20 protein-coding genes, 3 tRNA genes and 1 pseudogene are annotated in these 17418 nt (G+C 49.8%); 17 read left to right on the forward strand and 7 right to left on the reverse strand.

Features of this window, described 5'->3' with window-relative positions:
* Window positions 1–76 precede the first annotated feature (76 nt).
* From HMPREF2696_RS09540 to HMPREF2696_RS09565, 6 genes are all read left to right on the forward strand, one after another.
* A complete protein-coding gene (locus tag HMPREF2696_RS09540; protein WP_049335582.1) occupies window positions 77–901 on the forward strand; it encodes an SDR family oxidoreductase in 825 nt (274 codons plus the stop codon).
* A 113-nt stretch (window positions 902–1014) separates the two neighbouring features.
* Window positions 1015–1488, forward strand: coding sequence for a Fur family transcriptional regulator (locus HMPREF2696_RS09545; RefSeq protein WP_004520830.1), 474 nt, complete (start codon window positions 1015–1017; stop codon window positions 1486–1488).
* Window positions 1476–2405 (forward strand): CobW family GTP-binding protein, encoded by a 930-nt coding sequence (locus tag HMPREF2696_RS09550; RefSeq protein WP_003682934.1) that lies wholly within the window; start codon window positions 1476–1478, stop codon window positions 2403–2405. Before HMPREF2696_RS09545 ends, HMPREF2696_RS09550 begins: the two co-directional genes overlap by 13 nt.
* A 97-nt stretch (window positions 2406–2502) precedes the next feature.
* On the forward strand, window positions 2503–3558 hold the full coding sequence (locus HMPREF2696_RS09555; protein WP_039862485.1) for an ABC transporter permease subunit: 1056 nt from the start codon (window positions 2503–2505) through the stop codon (window positions 3556–3558).
* A gap of 36 nt (window positions 3559–3594) precedes the next feature.
* Window positions 3595–4635, forward strand: a complete 1041-nt coding sequence (locus tag HMPREF2696_RS09560) for an ABC transporter permease (protein ID WP_004520828.1) — start codon at window positions 3595–3597, stop codon at window positions 4633–4635.
* A 110-nt stretch (window positions 4636–4745) separates the two neighbouring features.
* Window positions 4746–5426, forward strand: coding sequence for a sulfite exporter TauE/SafE family protein (locus HMPREF2696_RS09565; RefSeq protein WP_003680951.1), 681 nt, complete (start codon window positions 4746–4748; stop codon window positions 5424–5426).
* A gap of 86 nt (window positions 5427–5512) precedes the next feature.
* Here the strand turns inward: HMPREF2696_RS09565 and HMPREF2696_RS09570 are convergent, their stop codons facing one another.
* The 3 genes from HMPREF2696_RS09570 to xseA form a co-directional block, all read right to left on the reverse strand.
* A complete protein-coding gene (locus tag HMPREF2696_RS09570; RefSeq protein WP_004520827.1) occupies window positions 5513–6322 on the reverse strand; it encodes a sulfite exporter TauE/SafE family protein in 810 nt (269 codons plus the stop codon).
* A 1-nt stretch (window position 6323) separates the two neighbouring features.
* On the reverse strand, window positions 6324–7103 hold the full coding sequence (gene pssA / locus HMPREF2696_RS09575; RefSeq protein ID WP_004520826.1) for a CDP-diacylglycerol--serine O-phosphatidyltransferase: 780 nt from the start codon (window positions 7101–7103) through the stop codon (window positions 6324–6326).
* A gap of 123 nt (window positions 7104–7226) precedes the next feature.
* Window positions 7227–8576, reverse strand: a complete 1350-nt coding sequence (gene xseA, locus HMPREF2696_RS09580) for an exodeoxyribonuclease VII large subunit (RefSeq protein WP_049344148.1) — start codon at window positions 8574–8576, stop codon at window positions 7227–7229.
* Between the two features lie 181 nt (window positions 8577–8757).
* Here xseA and lpxK point away from each other — a divergent pair, with 181 nt between their 5' ends.
* The 11 genes from lpxK to rfaD all read left to right on the forward strand — a co-directional run bounded on the left by lpxK (window position 8758) and on the right by rfaD (window position 16420).
* On the forward strand, window positions 8758–9768 hold the full coding sequence (lpxK, locus tag HMPREF2696_RS09585; protein WP_049335618.1) for a tetraacyldisaccharide 4'-kinase: 1011 nt from the start codon (window positions 8758–8760) through the stop codon (window positions 9766–9768).
* 64 nt (window positions 9769–9832) lie between these two features.
* Window positions 9833–10180 carry a hypothetical protein gene (locus tag HMPREF2696_RS11865; RefSeq protein ID WP_249967844.1) on the forward strand — a complete coding sequence of 116 codons (348 nt, stop codon included), beginning with the start codon at window positions 9833–9835 and terminating at the stop codon, window positions 10178–10180.
* Window positions 10123–10497 carry a hypothetical protein gene (locus HMPREF2696_RS11870; protein WP_249967845.1) on the forward strand — a complete coding sequence of 125 codons (375 nt, stop codon included), beginning with the start codon at window positions 10123–10125 and terminating at the stop codon, window positions 10495–10497. The genes HMPREF2696_RS11865 and HMPREF2696_RS11870 overlap by 58 nt, the downstream gene beginning before the upstream one ends.
* A gap of 49 nt (window positions 10498–10546) precedes the next feature.
* Window positions 10547–11122, forward strand: a complete 576-nt coding sequence (locus HMPREF2696_RS09595; protein WP_070588371.1) for a DUF2059 domain-containing protein — start codon at window positions 10547–10549, stop codon at window positions 11120–11122.
* 94 nt (window positions 11123–11216) lie between these two features.
* Window positions 11217–11399 carry a Trm112 family protein gene (locus HMPREF2696_RS09600; RefSeq protein WP_003679524.1) on the forward strand — a complete coding sequence of 61 codons (183 nt, stop codon included), beginning with the start codon at window positions 11217–11219 and terminating at the stop codon, window positions 11397–11399.
* On the forward strand, window positions 11396–12157 hold the full coding sequence (gene kdsB, locus HMPREF2696_RS09605; RefSeq protein WP_004520817.1) for a 3-deoxy-manno-octulosonate cytidylyltransferase: 762 nt from the start codon (window positions 11396–11398) through the stop codon (window positions 12155–12157). The genes HMPREF2696_RS09600 and kdsB overlap by 4 nt, the downstream gene beginning before the upstream one ends.
* Window positions 12158–12168: 11 nt before the next feature.
* Window positions 12169–12687 (forward strand): hypothetical protein, encoded by a 519-nt coding sequence (locus HMPREF2696_RS09610; RefSeq protein WP_004520816.1) that lies wholly within the window; start codon window positions 12169–12171, stop codon window positions 12685–12687.
* 72 nt (window positions 12688–12759) lie between these two features.
* On the forward strand, window positions 12760–13407 hold the full coding sequence (gene adk, locus HMPREF2696_RS09615) for an adenylate kinase (RefSeq protein WP_003746105.1): 648 nt from the start codon (window positions 12760–12762) through the stop codon (window positions 13405–13407).
* Between the two features lie 108 nt (window positions 13408–13515).
* Window positions 13516–14256: an orotidine-5'-phosphate decarboxylase gene (gene pyrF, locus HMPREF2696_RS09620; protein ID WP_070588373.1), complete on the forward strand. Its 741-nt coding sequence runs from the start codon at window positions 13516–13518 to the stop codon at window positions 14254–14256.
* 55 nt (window positions 14257–14311) lie between these two features.
* The gene (rfaE1, locus tag HMPREF2696_RS09625) at window positions 14312–15274 is read left to right on the forward strand and encodes a D-glycero-beta-D-manno-heptose-7-phosphate kinase (RefSeq protein WP_070588375.1); all 963 of its coding nucleotides are present in this window, start codon (window positions 14312–14314) and stop codon (window positions 15272–15274) included.
* Between the two features lie 141 nt (window positions 15275–15415).
* The gene (gene rfaD, locus HMPREF2696_RS09630) at window positions 15416–16420 is read left to right on the forward strand and encodes an ADP-glyceromanno-heptose 6-epimerase (protein ID WP_070588377.1); all 1005 of its coding nucleotides are present in this window, start codon (window positions 15416–15418) and stop codon (window positions 16418–16420) included.
* Between the two features lie 226 nt (window positions 16421–16646).
* Here the strand turns inward: rfaD and HMPREF2696_RS11370 are convergent.
* The 4 genes and pseudogenes from HMPREF2696_RS11370 to HMPREF2696_RS09640 form a co-directional block, all read right to left on the reverse strand.
* Window positions 16647–16942: pseudogene (locus tag HMPREF2696_RS11370) on the reverse strand (transposase); the annotation flags it as partial.
* 146 nt (window positions 16943–17088) lie between these two features.
* Window positions 17089–17178 (reverse strand) — tRNA-Leu (locus tag HMPREF2696_RS09635).
* 21 nt (window positions 17179–17199) lie between these two features.
* A tRNA-Cys gene (locus tag HMPREF2696_RS11640) sits at window positions 17200–17277 on the reverse strand.
* 10 nt (window positions 17278–17287) lie between these two features.
* Window positions 17288–17361 (reverse strand) — tRNA-Cys (locus tag HMPREF2696_RS09640).
* Window positions 17362–17418: the final 57 nt, after the last annotated feature.

The raw sequence follows: 17418 nt of genomic DNA on the forward strand, positions 1-17418 counted from the left end.
CAAACTCTCAGGCCGTCTGATAAGGCGTTATCATACCTTAAACCCAAGTCTGAAACGAGTACAGAAAGGAAACGATATGGCAATTTTGATTACCGGGGCATCGGCAGGATTCGGCGCGGCAATGTGCCGTACTTTTGTTGCGGCAGGCTATCATGTCATTGGCGCGGCACGGCGCGAAGACAAATTGCAGCAGTTGGCAGAGGAATTGGGCGAGCAGTTTTACCCTTTGGAAATGGATGTTTCTCGTACGGAGTCAATTCAAAACGCTTTAAACAGCCTGCCTGAGCATTTAGCTGAAATCGATTGCCTGATCAACAACGCCGGTTTGGCTTTAGGTCTGGATTCCGCTGATAAAGCCGATTTTGGCGATTGGGAAACCATGATTCAAACCAATATCATCGGCCTGATTTTTCTAACCCGCCAGATTTTGCCGCAAATGGTAGCGCGCAAACAGGGCTACATCATCAATTTAGGTTCGATTGCCGGCAGTTATGCTTATTCCGGCAGTAATGTCTATGGTGCAACTAAGGCTTTTGTGCGCCAATTCAGTATGAATCTGCGCGCCGAATTGGCAGATAAAAATATCCGCATTACCAATATCGAACCGGGTTTGTGCGGCGATACCGAGTTTTCCAATGTCCGTTTCAAAGGCGACGATCAGCGTGCGGCCGAGGTTTATGAGAATGTCGAGTTTATCCAGCCGCAAGATATTGCTGATACCGCTTTATGGCTCTATCAGCGTCCGGCGCGGATGAACGTCAATTCCATCGAAATCATGCCGGTTGCCCAGACCTTTGCAGGCATGAAAGTTTACCGCGATGAGCCTGCTCCGGTGAAGGAAGAAACGTTTGAAAAACAAAGTATGTCTTTGTTTGGAAAAATTAAATCTTGGTTTAAGTAATCGGCATCAGGCCGTCTGAACGTTTCAGACGGCCTCTTTGTTATCTGAAATTGAACAAACACGTTATAATGTAATTTTTTATTAACAAGGCCGTCTGAAAGGCTGTTTCAGTTATGAACGTAATCAAACAAAAAATCTTAGAACAAGCGCAGCGCGATGGTGTGCAGGTAACCGCTTTGCGCGAGCAAGTGCTTGATATTGTTTTGAAACAAAGCGGCGTGATTAAAGCCTACAACGTTCTGTCGCAGATGCAGCAGCAAAGCGAGGGCGTGGTTGCGCCGCCGACGGCCTACCGCGCCCTTGATTTTTGGGCGGAGCAGGGCGTTTTGCACAAAGTGGCGGCGGTCAACGGCTATATTCTGTGCAGCCACGCGCAGCACGAGTGCAATGACCATTGCCATGACCACGAAGAAGCCGAAGCGCACCACAGCGCGTTTATTTTGGTTTGTACCGAATGCGGTACGGCAGATGAGCAGACCTTGAGCCAAGAATGGGCGGCATTGCGTGCAGGCGTGGCGGAAACTGGTTTCTCATTAAAAGAAGAACATGTTGTTTTAACAGGAATTTGTAAAAAATGTCAGAAGTAAAAAAGACTAAAGTCCACCTGATTTCAGGCTTCCTCGGAACAGGCAAAACCACCGCCCTTAAAAGTCTGATGGCACAAAAAGACCCGAATGAAAAATGGGTCATCATTGTCAACGAATTTGGCGAAATCGGCATTGACGGCGCCGTCTTGAGCGACAACGGCATTCCCGTGGCAGAAATCGCCGGCGGCTGTTTGTGCTGTACTGCCGGCGCGCAAATGGGTACGACCGTACAAAAAATGCTGCGCGATGCCCAACCTGACCGCTTGATGATTGAAGCCAGCGGTTTGGCACACGCTGCCAGCGTTATCGACGAATTGAAAGCCAAACCGCTCGACAGTATGCTAGAAATCGGCGCCGTCTTTACTGTTGTCGATCCGCGCCAATTCATTAATCCCGATTACGCGCAACAAGCCTTGTATAAAGACCAAATCGGCATTTGCGACGTATTGGTCGCCAGCAAAACCGACTTGTGTACGCCGGAGCAACTGGCCGAATTTCATGATAAAGCGGCCAAGCTGTTCCCGCCTAAAGCCAAAGTGGTTGAAGTACAAAATGCGCAACTTGACATCCAATGGCTTGATATTCCCGTTGTCGAAAAATCGCGCTACCGCCTCAAAGCCCTGCCGGACAACACCATGGGCTTCCAGTCGCAAGGCTTTACTTTCCCTGCCGGACGTGATTTCGATGGCGAAAAACTGACTGATTTCTTCAACGACCTGCCTAAATTTACAGACGGTCTCGTGCGTGCCAAAGGCGTGTTCCAAGTGCTCGGTACATGGGTATGGCTGAACTGGGTGGACGGTCAATGGGGCGCAAACCAAGTTTCATGGCGCCGTGATTCCCGCTTTGAGCTGATTGCCAAATCGTTTGACGCGGATTTGATTGAGAAGAAATTGCAGGAGGCGTTGGAGAAGTAAATCATCGGCCAAACGCTTATTAATCCGTTACTATATGCCGTCTGAAGTCAGCGGTTTCAGACGGCCTTCAAATCAAAAAATAGAGGAACACTTAACCATGTGGCGTTATATCTTTCATCGTTTGCTCCTTTTGATTCCCACGTTGTTGGGGATTTTGGCGATTACCTTCGCTGTGATTCAGTTTGTTCCCGGCGGTCCGGTGGAGCAGATGGTTCAGCAGCTGACGCAGGGCGCGGTTGGCGGCGAGACGGCGGGACACAGTATGCCTGGAACTTTGGCCAAAAACGGCAACCGCATCAGTGCGGAAGATTTGGCCGCGCTGAATGCTTTGTACGGTTTCGACAAGCCACCTGTGACGCGTTTTGTGGATATGGTATGGAAATTTGCCCGTTTCGATTTGGGCGAGAGCTTTTTCCACCACCAAACCGTATTTGAGTTGGTAAAAGAGAAAATGCCGGTATCGATGAGTTTGGGTTTGTGGACGTTCTTCCTGACTTATTTGATATGTATTCCGTTGGGTATTGCCAAGGCGGTCAGGGATGGCAGCCGATTCGATACGATTACGGGGATGATCATTTTGGTCGGCTATACCGTACCGCCGTTTGTCTTGGGCTTGGTGTTGCTGGTGTTATTTGGCGGCGGCAGCTTTTTTGCCTGGTTCCCGCAGGGTGGCTTGGTTGGTGATGATTTTGATACGCTCTCTTGGGCAGGTAAAGTCAAAGATTATTTATGGCATATGGCCTTGCCGATTACCGCTTCGGTGGCAGGCAACTTGGCGGTGATGACCGTATTGACGAAAAACGTGTTCCTTGAAGAAATCCGCCGTCAATATGTTTATACCGCGCGAGCCAAGGGCTTGCCTGAGAAACAGATTTTGTGGAAGCATATTTTCCGCAACGCCATGATTCCTCTGATTACCGGTTTCCCGGCTGCATTTATCGGCGCATTCTTTACCGGAAGCCTGTTGATTGAAACGCTGTTCTCGCTGGATGGTTTGGGTTTGCTGTCTTACGAGGCAGTGATGAAACGTGATTATCCTGTCGTAATGGGTACGCTGTATGTATTCACGCTGATGGGGTTGTTGGCTAAACTGGTGTCGGATATTTCTTATTCATGGGTCGATCCGCGTATTCACTTTGGCGGACAGAAATAAGGCCGTCTGAAAATATCTTCAATCCATTATTAAAGAATGTTTCGAACCATGAAAAAGAAAAAATCTACTTCAAACCCTACTTGGCAAGCCTTTAAGCAGCATAAGCGCGGTTGGTTGGCTTTGCGGATTTTGGCCGTTTTGTTTGTCGTCACTTTGCTTGCTCCTTTGTGGAGCAACGATAAACCTTTGTGGATACGCTATCAGGGCGAGTATTTCTTCCCCTTGGTAAACGAATACAACGAAACCACATTTGGCGGCGATTTCGATACGCCTGCGGATTATCTGGATCCGCTTATCCGCCACAACATTACTTCAGACGGCAATTTTGCCCTTTATCTGCCCAATCCTTACGATGCCGATACTTTAAACGATTTTGATACGGCACCCGATCCGGCCAAACCGTCCGAACGGCATATCTTGGGAACGGACGACCGCGGCCGTGACCTGTTGGCGCGCTTGGTTTACGGTTTCCGCGATTCGCTGTTGTTTGCCTTGGTGTTGACTGTGGTGACTACCGTAATCGGCGTGGTTGCAGGCGCGGTACAGGGTTATTTCGGCGGTAAAACCGACCTTCTGATGCAGCGTTTTATCGAGGTTTGGGGCGGTATGCCGGAGCTGTACCTCTTGATTATCCTGTCTTCGTTTTTTAATCCGGGGCTGTTGATTTTGCTGGTGTTGCTGTCGCTTTTCGGCTGGATGGGCTTGTCCGACTATGTCCGTGCCGAGTTTTTGAAAAACCGTCAGACCGATTATGTTTTGGCGGCGCGCGCAATGGGCGTGGGCAACCGTGAAATCATGTGGCGCCATATCCTGCCCAACAGCTTGACGCCGGTATTGGCCTTCCTGCCTTTCCGTATTTCCGGTGCGGTACTTGCCCTGACCAGTTTGGACTTCTTGGGCTTGGGCGTACCTGCCTCACAGGCAAGTTTGGGCGAGTTGCTGGCGCAAGGTAAAGACAACTTGGACGCGTGGTGGATTGGCCTGTCTGCCGTTGCTACGCTGACGGTAATGCTGCTTTTGCTGGTCATGATCGGCGAAGGTTTGCGTCAGGCATTTGACGTACGCGCACGCAGTTAATTGCTTTTCTAAAGCGTGAAGAGGGTGGGCGGAAAAGCTTATCCTGCATTCTCAGGGCCGTCTGAAAAGTTTCAGACGGCCTCATCCATTCGTTTGAATCATTAAAAACCATGAATCAAGAAATCACATTTCTTACTCTTTTTCTGCTCGGCTTTTTTGGCGGAACGCATTGCGTCGGTATGTGCGGCGGATTGAGCAGCGCATTTGCTTTGCAGCTGCCGCCACATTTAAACCGAATCGGGCTGATTGTATTGTTGAACTTGGGGCGCATCAGCAGCTATGTCGTCATCGGCCTTCTGGTCGGCTTGGTCGGGCAGGTCGGCATTTCCTTGGACGATACGCGCGCGGTTCAAAACGGTTTGTATATTGCCGCCAATGTTTTGCTGCTTTTGCTCGGTCTGTATCTTGCCGGTATTTCGACTGCCGCAACCAAAATCGAAGGCATCGGTAAACCGATATGGAAACGCCTGAATCCTTTGCTGAACAAATTGCTGCCGATTAAATCAGTGCCTGCCTGTTTCGGCGTCGGCGTGCTTTGGGGCTGGCTGCCTTGCGGTTTGGTGTACAGCGCGTCTTTGTATGCTTTGGGCAGCGGCAATGCCTTGCACGGCGGGCTGTATATGCTGGCGTTTGCATTGGGGACCTTGCCGAACCTGCTCGCGATGGGCATATTTGCAGCGCAGTTGAAAACCTTTCTGCAAAAACGCATGGTTCGTTTGTGCGCCGGATTGTTGGTGGCAGGATGGGCGATATGGCGCTTGGCTGTATTTGCGATGGGGCAAATCGGGTAAGGTAAAAAGGTTTTATTTAGTTTGTTGTTTTGCAATTAAAAAGGCCGTCTGAAAGAATTTCAGACGGCCTTTTTCACAAGAAAGATTTAATGTATCAAATTCCAAGCCATCTTGGCGGCAATCAGCAGCAACATGATGCCGAAGGCGATTTTGAGTTTTCGGGCGGGCAGCTTGTGCGCCGTTTTTACGCCGAGTGGAGCGAAGAGGATGGTGGCAACGCTCAATATGGCTACAGCCGGAAGATAGATAAAGCCTGCCGCGCCTTCAGGCAGGTGGGCAACATGTAAACCGTTGGCAAAATAGCCGATGGTGCCGGCAATCGCAATCGGCCATGCCAGACCTGAAGATGTGCCGATGGCGCGGTGTGCCGGAAAGTTGCAATATAGTAGAAATGGAACGGATAGCGAACCGCCGCCGATACCGACCCAACTTGAAGCCGCCCCAAAAAGCGTACCCACGGCTGTCAGGCCGTGGAGGGCAGGCAGGGTGCGTGAAGGTTTGGGTTTGGAATCGCGTAGGGTTTTGACTGCGATAAAGGCAAGAAATGCAATAAAGAAAACTTGCAAAGCCAGCGTCGGCATATATTTTGCCGTTACCGCGCCGAGGAGTACGCCAAGTATCATGCCCGGCGTCATTCGGCGGACGGTCGCCCAATCAATGGCGTGCTTTTTATGTTGGGCGTACATACTGGAGAAGGTAGTAAACACCATGACGGCAAAGGAAGTGCCGATGGCAAGATGCTGGGCATAGGGGTGGCTGCCTATGCCTTGCAGCTGCAACGCCCATAAGACAACGGGAACAATCAACGTGCCACCGCCTACGCCGAATAGTCCGGCAATAAAGCCCGCTGCGCTGCCGACGGCGAGCAGGGCAAGGATGATGTCCCAAGACCACATTTCAGACGGCCTTGTCGTGTTTGTGTGCTTTATGGCGTTTTTTAAACCAACGGATGACTGCCATCACATAACCGGACAGGCTGTAACCGAGGAAAAATAGGAAGAGGACGAGAGAAGGCTCCCAGTTGATGAGCAGCAATACCAACACGGCCAACACCATGCCCATAAACGGTACTTGGCGGCGGATGTTGATTTCTTTGAAGCTCCAAAACGGAATCTGCACAATCATGGAAATGCCGGCAAACAGGGTAATGCCCAATGCCCACCAATGCACGCCGGGGAAGCGTTCGATGCTGTGGTTGACCCAAATCAGGCCGACAATCAACGCAGCGGCGGTCGGGCTTGGAACGCCGATAAACCAGCGTTTGTCGACTTTGCCGATAAGCGTGTTGAACAGTGCCAAACGCAGAGCGGCGCAGGCGCAGTAGATAAAGGCGACGGAATAGCCGATTTTGCCAAACTGCCAAAGTTGCCATTTGTAGGCAATCAGGGCAGGCGCGACGCCGAAACTGACCATATCGGCGAGGCTGTCGAGCTGTTCACCGAATGCGCTCTGGCTGTTGGTCAAACGTGCAACGCGTCCGTCCATGCCGTCGAGCAGCATGGAAAGGAAAACTGCAATCGCCGCCGTTTCATAACGTCCGTGCATGGACTGTGTAATGGCGAAGAAGGCGCAAAACAGTGCGGCGATGGTAAAGGAATTGGGCAGCAGGTAAATGCTGTTTTTGCGGATGGAATTGCGTGGTGGAATCGGATTTTCTGTATTTTGTGAGTTGTCCATAATGTTTCCGTATATGCTGCGGGTGCAGATGAGGCATTATACCGCATTGGCAGGTTAAGGATTTTTAAAAGGCAGACATAGTTTCACTTCAATCGCATAAAGTTTCAGACGGCCTTTATTTTGTCAGTCAAACAACTCGCCCTGAGCCTGCTCTTTGGTCACGCGTACGTCGGTTTCGCCGTCGGCAAAAGTGATGTGCAGTTTCTGCCCTTGTTTCAATGTATCGGCATTGCGGATGACTTGTCCGCGTGTGTTTTTGACGACGGAGAAACCTCGCTCCAGAATATGCTGCGGCGATACGGCTTCGAGCAATGCGGCTTGGGCGATCAGGCTTTGACAGCGTTGGACAAGCAGCTGGCGGAAGGAATGCGACAAGGCCGTCTGAAAGCGGTCGATGTTGTGTTTGTAAATGGAAACATCAGGACGGCAATGTTTCAGGGTTTGGGTTTGGCGTTCAAAACGGGCGGTATGGGCACGGAGGTTTTGCGTCATCGAGTAAGACAGCGTTTGCGCCAGCTTGCTGATTGAAGCGCGCTGATCGTCAAGTTTTTGGCGCGGGTGACGGATTTGCCGCGCCAACCAGTCGAGTTTTTGGCTGGCATCGAAATAACGTTGCTCCAAAACGGTTTTCAGACGGCCTTGCGCTTGGGCTAGACGATGTAACGATTCTTGGCGGTTGGGGCTGACCAGTTCTGCCGCGCCGGTCGGCGTGGGTGCGCGTACGTCGGCGACGAAATCGGCGAGTGTGAAATCGGTTTCGTGGCCTACGCCGCTGACAACGGGAATTGCGCAGGCTTCGATGGCGCGCACAACCGGTTCTTCATTAAACGCCCACAAGTCTTCAATGCTGCCGCCGCCGCGACAGACAATCAGCACGTCACATTCGGCGCGTTGCGAAGCGGTTTTAATCGCTTGAGCAATTTGCAACTCGCTGCCTGTGCCTTGTACGGGCGTCGGATAAACGATAACGGGGATTTCGGGTGCGCGGCGGTTTAAGGTGGTCACGACATCGCGCAAAGCTGCCGCCGCCAGGCTGGTGACGATGCCGATACATTGCGGACGGGCGGGCAGAGGTTTCTTGCGTTCCGCTGAAAACGCGCCTTCCGCCTGCAACTGCGCCTTCAATCGCTCATAGGCTTCGTAAAGCTGCCCCAAGCCTTTGAGCCGCACCTCGTTCACCGTAATCTGAAATTCACCCCGCGCTTCATAAATACTGATTCTTCCTGATACCTCGATATGGTCGCCTTCTTTCAAAGGCTTCGCCAAGCGCATGGCCGCACCCTTAAACATCGCGCAACGCACCTGAGCGCGGCTGTCTTTGAGCGAGAAATAATAATGTCCGCTGGCAGCACGGGTCAGGTTGGATACTTCGCCGGCAATCCACAAGCCTGCGAGATGGTCTTCCAACAAGGCTTTGGCGAGGGCGTTGAGTTCGGATACGGAAATGGAGGAGGGCGCGAAGAGTTCGGACATTGCGAAACAGGAAAAATTTGGGAAAGTTGAATTATAAGGGTTTTAGAGCGATTCGTTGTATTCGTTTTTATGAAACTTGCGCCCTTTGTTTTAATATTATCAAAGGCGCATGTTCAGACGGCCTTGCCTGGGCGGGCTTGTGTTATATTATCGTTTGATTTTCGCTTCAAAAGCCGTGCGTATGCCCAAACTCCACCAAATTATCGAACGCCATTGGCAATCCCCCAATCCGTTTTTGTCTTTGCTGTTAAAACCATTGTCCAAGCTGTTTGCCAAAATTGCGGCGAAACGGCGCGATGATTTTGTTTCAGGCCGTCTGAAAAGCGAAAAATTGCCTGTGCCTGTGGTGGTAGTCGGCAATATCCATGCAGGCGGAACAGGGAAAACGCCGATAGTCGCTGCGCTGGTGTCGGGTTTGCAGGAAAAGGGCGTTAAGGTCGGTATCATCAGCCGAGGTTATGGGCGCAAGAGTAAGGCGGTTCATGTATTGAATACAGCCAGCAGTGCGGCAGATGCAGGCGACGAGCCTTTATTGCTGTTTCGCCAAACCGGTGCGCCGACGGCGGTAGGCAGCAGCCGTGCAGAAGCAGGCAGGGCATTGCTTGCAGCGCATCCGGAGCTTGAATTGATTGTGACCGACGACGGCTTGCAACATTATGCCTTGCAGCGCGATATGGAAATTGCCGTATTCCCGGCGGCGGATACGGGGCGGACGGATTTGGATTTACTGCCCAACGGCAGCTTGCGCGAACCTTTGTCGCGATTGGCTTCCGTTGATGCGGTCGTCGTCAGTGGCGGAAAGGCAGATGCGGCATTTAAGCCGTCTGAAAATATGTTTGTCAGCCATATTGAAACAGGGCGGATTTACCGGTTGAACAGGCCGTTTGAGAAATTGGATTTGGAAGGCTTGGGAAATCAAACCGTCGCTGCCGTCGCCGGTATCGCCAAGCCGGAACGTTTTTTCAATACGTTGCAAAGCATGAATATCGCTTTGAAACAAACCGTTGCCTTGCCTGATCATGCAGATATTACGGCCGCGGATTTACCGGACGCAGATGTGGTGATTATCACGGAAAAGGATGCAGTCAAATTTTCAGACGGCCACGGTTTGAATCATGTGTGGGTCTTGCCTGTTTATGCGATAATTGAGCCGGACTTGGCGGCGTTTGTATCCGCGAATGTTTCAATCTAAATGCTTATAGATGTTTCACAGATGTTTTAAAGATGATCTTCAAACTACGCAATAGGAGTAAATCATGAAGTTAAAATATTTGTTGGTCGCTTGCGCAGCTTTATTTGTATCCACTCAAAGCTTAGCTGCTAAACCAAGTGATGAATCTGCAATGAAATGGTTGGAAATTCAAGGGATAAGCAGTAATTATAGCGAGAAAGTACAACGTTCTTTAGAGATGGTGAATAAAGAGGACAATGAACGCTTGTTAACGATGACGCCCAAAGCTCAAAAAGCGCAGATGAAGGCGGTCATCAGCCGTTATATGAAAAACATGCAAGACGATTTGAGCCGCCCTGAGTTGAAAAACAATGGTTGGATGAAGAAAAGCGTGCCGTACAGAAAGTATTCACACAAGAAGAAGTGGATGTAACCAACCGTTTTTTCTCTTCGGCTCAGGGAAAAAATATTTTGAAAAAGATAAGAAGTTTCCAACAGCATGGTGGAAATCTTGAGGATATGTTGAGCCAATCGGATATAGAAAAGATGACTGAAGCATTTGGGCATGGTGCCGGTAAGTCTGCGCTCGAGAAAATTAAGCATTTCGATAAGCTGAGTGATGAGATTATCCACAAAACCATGAGTCAAAACTACCTCAATGCAAGCGATAAATATACGCCTGCTTTTGAGGAGCAAACACATGGTATTTTATGCGAAGGCAACAAACATTTGCCGAAGTGTGCCAAATAATTTTCCGACTATCTGAAAATATTTATTTTTTGTTGAAAGGTAGAAAAAGATGAAGCTGAAAACCTTATTATTACCCTTCGCTGCGCTGGCATTGTGTGCCAATGCGTTTGCCGCGCCGCCCAGTGATGCGTCGCTGGAGCGTTTGTTTGAGGTGCAGAAGATGGATGCTCTGTTAGACCAGTCTCTCCAAAGCGTTGGAGGTATTGTGCTTTCTGATCCGAATGTACAGAATCTTTGGAAAGATGCGCCGGAAGACAAACGTCCTAAGTTGGAAGCAGTCTTGAAAAAATATACAACTCAATTGATTGCTGAAATCAATACACCGCAAGTGCGTGCCCAGTTGCATAAAGCGGCTTTGGAAGGCATAAAGACGGTTTATACTCAGGAAGAAGTCAACGCATTGATTGACTTTTACGGCACTGCAGTGGGTCAATCAATACTCGCTAAAACTCCACGCTATCTTGAAGCAACAATGACCCCAATATTGAGTATCATCACCGAAAAATACGAAAAATCCAGTCAAAACGCAAACTTAGCCCGTGAAATCCGTCAGATCATGTGCAATGGCAAAAATCCTGACCAAGCTTGTACACAGCAAACGAAGAAAACGGCACGGAAAAAATAATGCCGCTTGAGGCCGTCTGAAAACGAGTGCAGCAAGTTTCGCCAAAACGAGCAAAGTGATTTTCGCTAAAACCACCAAACCAGAAAGTAACCCCATGGAAAAAAAATTCTTAGACATCCTTGTTTGTCCTGTTACCAAAGGCAAACTCGAATACCATCAAGACAAACAGGAATTGTGGAGCCGTCAGGCAAAGCTGGCTTATCCGATTCGTGACGGCATCCCTTATATGCTGGAAAACGAAGCACGAGCGTTGAGCGAAGAGGAACTGAAAGCATGACCGAATTTGTCGTATTGATTCCGGCGCGGTTGGATTCTTCACGTCTGCCGGGCAAGGCTTTGGCCGATATTCACGGTAAACCGATGGTTGTACGTGTTGCCGAACAAGCAGCGAAAAGCAAGGCCGCGCATGTTGTCGTTGCCACCGACCATCCTGATATTCAGACGGCCTGTCAGGCGCACGGTGTCGAAGTGGTCATGACTTCTAATCAACACGAAAGCGGTACAACGCGTCTTGCCGAAGCGGCCAATACGCTGAAACTGCCGCAGCATCTGATTGTTGTGAACGTACAAGGCGACGAGCCTTTAATCGATCCCGAACTCATCAACCGTACGGCTGAAGTTTTGGTTGAAAACAATGTGCAAATGGCGACCGCCGCCCACGAATTGCACGATTTTGACGAGTTTATGAATCCTAACGTTGTCAAAGCCGTCCTCGACAAAAACCGCAACGCCATCTATTTCAGCCGCGCCCCGATTCCTTATCCACGCGATGTGATGCGCTCTGAAAAACGTGAATTGCCTTCAGAAACAGCTGTCTTGCGCCACATCGGCATTTATGCCTATCGTGCAGGTTTCCTGCAACGCTATTCCGAAATGGAAGTTTCTCCTTTGGAAACCATTGAATCTCTGGAACAATTGCGCGTCCTGTGGCACGGTTATCCGATTGCTGTTGAAATTGCCCAAGAAGCGCCAGCCGCCGGCGTGGATACACAGGAAGATTTGGACAGGGTAAGGGCTGTGTTCGAGGCCGTCTGAAAGGAAAAAACATGAATGATTTACGCCATTTGAGCCGTGACGAACAAAAACTGCTTGCCGATGTCGCTTTGCTGGTCAAAGACGACGATCAAGAGTTCAACTACGAAATGTTGAAAGTGGCCGCGCCCGACGAGGCCAGCGGCGAATTTTGGTTTCGCATGGCAGAAATGCTCAGCACCCTGCCGCCCAACCAATCCTTAGATTTGCGCATGACCGGCGGACGGTTGGCGGTCGCCGTATCGATTTTATCGGTGTTGTTGCAGGAAAGCCCCGATATTCCCCAGCTTTGGGCACAAAAAGTGATTGCGCTCAACTATCTGGCACACGGCCATCGGACACGCGCCCTCGGTTTAGCGCAACAGCCGGATAAAGCGGCAGAAGCCAACGAGGAAGAATATTTGGCAAAAGCCTTGTCCCAAAACCTACTTTCCACGTTGAAAGACGCATTGGAACGCTTCCCCGAAGACAGCTGGTTTATCGAAATGCGCGATGATGCGTGGCAGCACTTTGGCTCAGAGCAGGCCGTCTGAAGTTTTGAACGATAAACGCAAGGCGTGTAGAATTAAACAAACATCAAATCCATAAACCAAGAAGGACTCATCATGAAAGTATTATTGTTGGGCGCACCAGGCGCCGGCAAAGGCACACAGGCTCAATTCATCACTGCTGCATTCGGCATTCCTCAAATCTCTACCGGCGATATGCTCCGTGCTGCCATCAAAGCAGGCACTCCGCTGGGTTTGGAAGCAAAAAAAATCATTGATGAAGGCGGTTTGGTACGCGACGACATCATTATCGGCATGGTCAAAGAGCGTATTGCCCAAGACGACTGCAAAAACGGTTTCCTGTTTGACGGTTTCCCACGCACATTGGCACAAGCCGAAGCGATGGTTGAAGCTGGTGTGGATTTGGACGCGGTTGTTGAAATCGACGTACCCGACAGCGTGATTGTCGACCGCATGAGCGGCCGCCGCGTGCATTTGGCTTCCGGCCGTACTTACCACGTTACCTACAATCCGCCTAAAGTTGAAGGCAAAGACGACGTAACCGGCGAAGATTTGATTCAACGCGACGACGACAAAGAAGAAACCGTGAAAAAACGCCTTGCCGTTTACCACGAGCAAACCGAAGTTCTGGTTGATTTCTACAGCAAACTGGAAGGCGAACACGCGCCTAAATACATCAAAGTCGACGGCACCCAAGCAGTAGAAGCCGTGAAAGCCGAAGTATTGAAAGGTTTGGGCAAATAAGTTTTGCTGAAGTAAAATCATGAGGCCGTCTGAAAAAATATTTTCAGACGGCCTTTTGTGTACAAAAGCTGTTAAAATCGAAGCTATAACCGTTTCCGCAGGCATCTTATGAATCCCTTGATCTCCGACTTCCAAACTCAGCAACAACGTACTCCCGTTATCGTCGCCCTTGATTTTGCCAACGAAAAAGATACGCTCGGATTTGTCCGCAATCTTGACCCGGCATTGTGTCAAATCAAAATCGGCAAAGAGCTGTTTACCGCAACCGGCCGTAGTTTGGCGGAAAGCTTAATCAATCAAGGCTTCAAACTTTTCCTCGATTTGAAATACCACGATATTCCCCACACCGTCGCGCAGGCATGCAAAGTTGCCGCCGAGATGGGTGTTTGGATGGTCGATATGCACGCCTCCGGTGGCCGCCGCATGATGGAAGCCGCCGTGGAAGCCGTTGCCGGATATCACACCAAGCCGCTTTTGATTGGTGTAACCGTGTTGACCAGCATGGAGCAAAGCGACTTGGCCGAAATCGGTTTGAACATCACCCCTGAAGAACAAGTCATCCGCTTGGCGAAACTGGCGCAAAGTTCAGGCTTGGACGGCGTGGTATGTTCTGCTCAAGAAGCCGCACCGTTGCGCCGCGAATTGGGACAAGATTTCGTCTTGGTCACACCGGGTATCCGCTTGGACGTTGCCGGTAATAATGACGACCAACGCCGCATCATGACACCGGCCGAAGCATTGGCGGCAGGCTCGACTTATCTGGTAATGGGCCGTCCGGTAACCAAAGCTGCCGATCCGGTAGCCGTGTTGCGCGAAGTGAACCGCGTGGTAAACCTTGAAGCAAACTGATTTTTAGGCGACCTTACAGGTTGAGGCCGTCTGAAAAAAACACAACGGAGGCAATATGCCCACCAAGTTCCAACAAGAAACCCTCAAATCTCGTTTTGCACAAGCCAAAGTCCTGGTTGTCGGCGATGTGATGCTCGACCGTTATTGGTTTGGCGATGTGTCCCGTATTTCTCCTGAAGCCCCCGTGCCGGTAGCGAAAATTTCCCGTATCGACCAACGCGCGGGTGGAGCGGCAAACGTTGCGCGCAATATCGCCTCATTGGGCGGCAAAGCAGGGCTGTTGTCCGTAACCGGCGATGATGAAGCTGCGGATGCACTGGATGCGTTGATGGCGCAAGACGGTGTTTCTTCCTATCTGATGCGCGACAAGCAAATTGCGACTACTGTCAAACTGCGCGTTGTTGCACGTAACCAGCAGCTTATCCGACTTGATTTTGAAGAGCCGCCTCATCGTGAGGTATTGGAACAAATCAAGCAGCAATACCGCGAAGTGTTGCCTGAATATGATGCCATTATTTTTTCAGATTACGGCAAGGGCGGCCTGTCGCATATTTCCGATATGATTGACTGGGCGAAACAGGCCGGTAAACCTGTTTTAATCGACCCCAAAGGCGGCGATTACGAAAAATATGCCGGCGCTACGCTGATTACGCCGAATCGTGCAGAATTGAAAGAAGTGGTGGGCAGCTGGAAAAACGAAAACGATTTGACCGAAAAAGCCCAAAACCTGCGCCGTCATCTTGATTTAAACGCGATTTTGCTGACCCGAAGCGAAGAGGGCATGACCCTGTTCAATGAGGGCGAGCCGATTTATCAGCCTACACGGGCTCAAGAAGTTTATGATGTATCCGGTGCGGGCGATACCGTTATTGCCGGAGTGGGCTTGGGTTTAGCGGCAGGCTATACCATGCCCGAAGCGATGCACCTTGCCAATACGGCGGCAGGCGTTGTCGTGGCAAAACTTGGTACGGCGGTTTGCTCGTTTACAGAGTTGAATAAGGCATTGGAAGAGCAATAATGATTGTTTCAGACGGCCTTAAAATTCTAAATGCCGTCTGAAAATAAGAATTGGAAAATAATCCAGACAGAAAAGTTTTTATTTTCAGACGGCATGATTACTTCAAGGCCGTCTGAAAAATCAAAATAAAGGAAACTCATTATGACCATTATCGTAACAGGCGCGGCCGGCTTTATCGGCAGCAACATCGTTAAAGCACTTAACCAGCGCGGTATTACCGACATTGTTGCCGTCGACAATCTGAGCAAAGGCGAAAAATTTAAAAACCTTGCCGAGTGTGAAATTGCCCATTATCTCGATAAACACGAATTCATCCGCCAAGTGCGCGGCCATCTTCTGCCTTACGATAATATCGAAGCGGTTTTCCATCAAGGTGCGTGTTCCGACACGATGAACCACGACGGCCTCTACATGATGGACAACAACTATCAGTACACGCTCGACCTCTTGGACTGGTGTCAGGACGAACGTATTCCGTTCCTCTACGCCTCCAGCGCCGCCGTGTACGGCAAAGGCGAAATCTTCCGCGAAGAGCGCGAACTGGAAAAACCGCTCAATGTATATGGCTACTCTAAATTCTTGTTTGACCAAGTATTGCGCCGCCGCATGAAAGAAGGCCTGACCGCCCAAGTCGTTGGCTTCCGCTACTTCAACGTATATGGACAGCAGGAGCAACACAAAGGCCGTATGGCATCCGTCGCCTTCCATCATTTCCACCAATACCGCGAGCATGGTTATGTTAATCTGTTTGGCGCCAATGACGGCTACGGTAATGGTGAGCAAACACGCGATTTTGTCAGCGTAGAAGATGTTGCCAAAGTTAACCTTTACTTCTTCGATCATCCTGAGCTTTCAGGTATCTTTAACCTCGGTACAGGTCGTAGCCAACAGTTTAACGAACTTGCCGCCGCAACCGTCAACGCTTGTCGTGCGGCCGAAGGCAAGCCTGAAATGAGTTTGAAAGAGTTGGTTGAAGAAGAACTTATCCGTTATATTCCATTCCCAGATGCACTCAAAGGCAAATATCAGAGCTTTACTCAAGCGGATATTACCAAGCTGCGCGAAGCTGGGTATAAAGAAGAATTCTTGGATGTAAAACAAGGCGTCAGCCGTTACGTTAAATGGATGCTGGAGAAATTGGTTTAAGTCCTTCTGATTTGAATGATAAGGTCGTCTGAAAAAGGATTTTCAGATGGCCTTATCATTTTGGGAAATTTTAAAATGAGACCTTTGCAAAATTCCTTTTCCTTCCAGCAGCCGAAATCCAAACATAGATTTTCGACTGTTTTCGTTCCAAGTACCCACTGATTCTACTCAAACCCCCCTCTTTACTCTCCCCAGATACCTGATAATCAGGCATCCGGGCCGCCTTTTAGGTAACAACAGGCGCACTTAGCCTGTTAGCTGCTTTCAACAGGTTTAAACACATTGCCTTCAGATGGCTTTATGCACTCACTTTAATCAGACCGAAATAGGCTACCCGAGTGTAGCGGGACTTACGGTGCAGCGTACCGAAGCTTTGTTCGACCACATAACGGGTCTTCGATAGATGTCGGTTACGTTTGGTTTACGCTTCCATCAGCGGACGGTTGCGGTGGGCTTTGCGCATAATGCCGTCCAGCAAACGATGATTACCAGATGCTACCGGTCTTCCTCGTTGTCATAGCCTGAGACCTTTGCACGAGCTTGTCACATTTGACGCAAATGGCGCAAGTTAGATACAAATCAGGCACAAACAAAAAAGACAGCCTTACAAATAAGCTGTCAATTAGAAATTTAGAATATTAGGTTTTTCAATAAATTCAGATATTTATTGGTGCCCGGAGCCGGAATCGAACCGGCACGGCCGGTTTAGGGCCGACGGATTTTAAGTCCGTTGTGTCTACCTATTTCACCACCCGGGCGTAGACAGTAAATTGAGAAATTGGAGGCGGGGGCGCGGATTTGAACCGGCCTGTATAAGGGTTGCACCCCTTATAGCATAAACACTCTGCCACCCCGCCATGAAAGGGATGGAGGCGAGAGTCGGAATCGAACCGGCGTAGACGGATTTGCAATCCGCTGCATAACCACTTTGCTATCTCGCCAAAACTACGTTTGAGTGTTGTAGTATGAAACTGGAGCGGGAAACGAGTCTCGAACTC

It is taken from the genome of Neisseria sp. HMSC058F07 (genome assembly GCF_001810035.1).
Lineage (GTDB): Bacteria > Pseudomonadota > Gammaproteobacteria > Burkholderiales > Neisseriaceae > Neisseria > Neisseria perflava.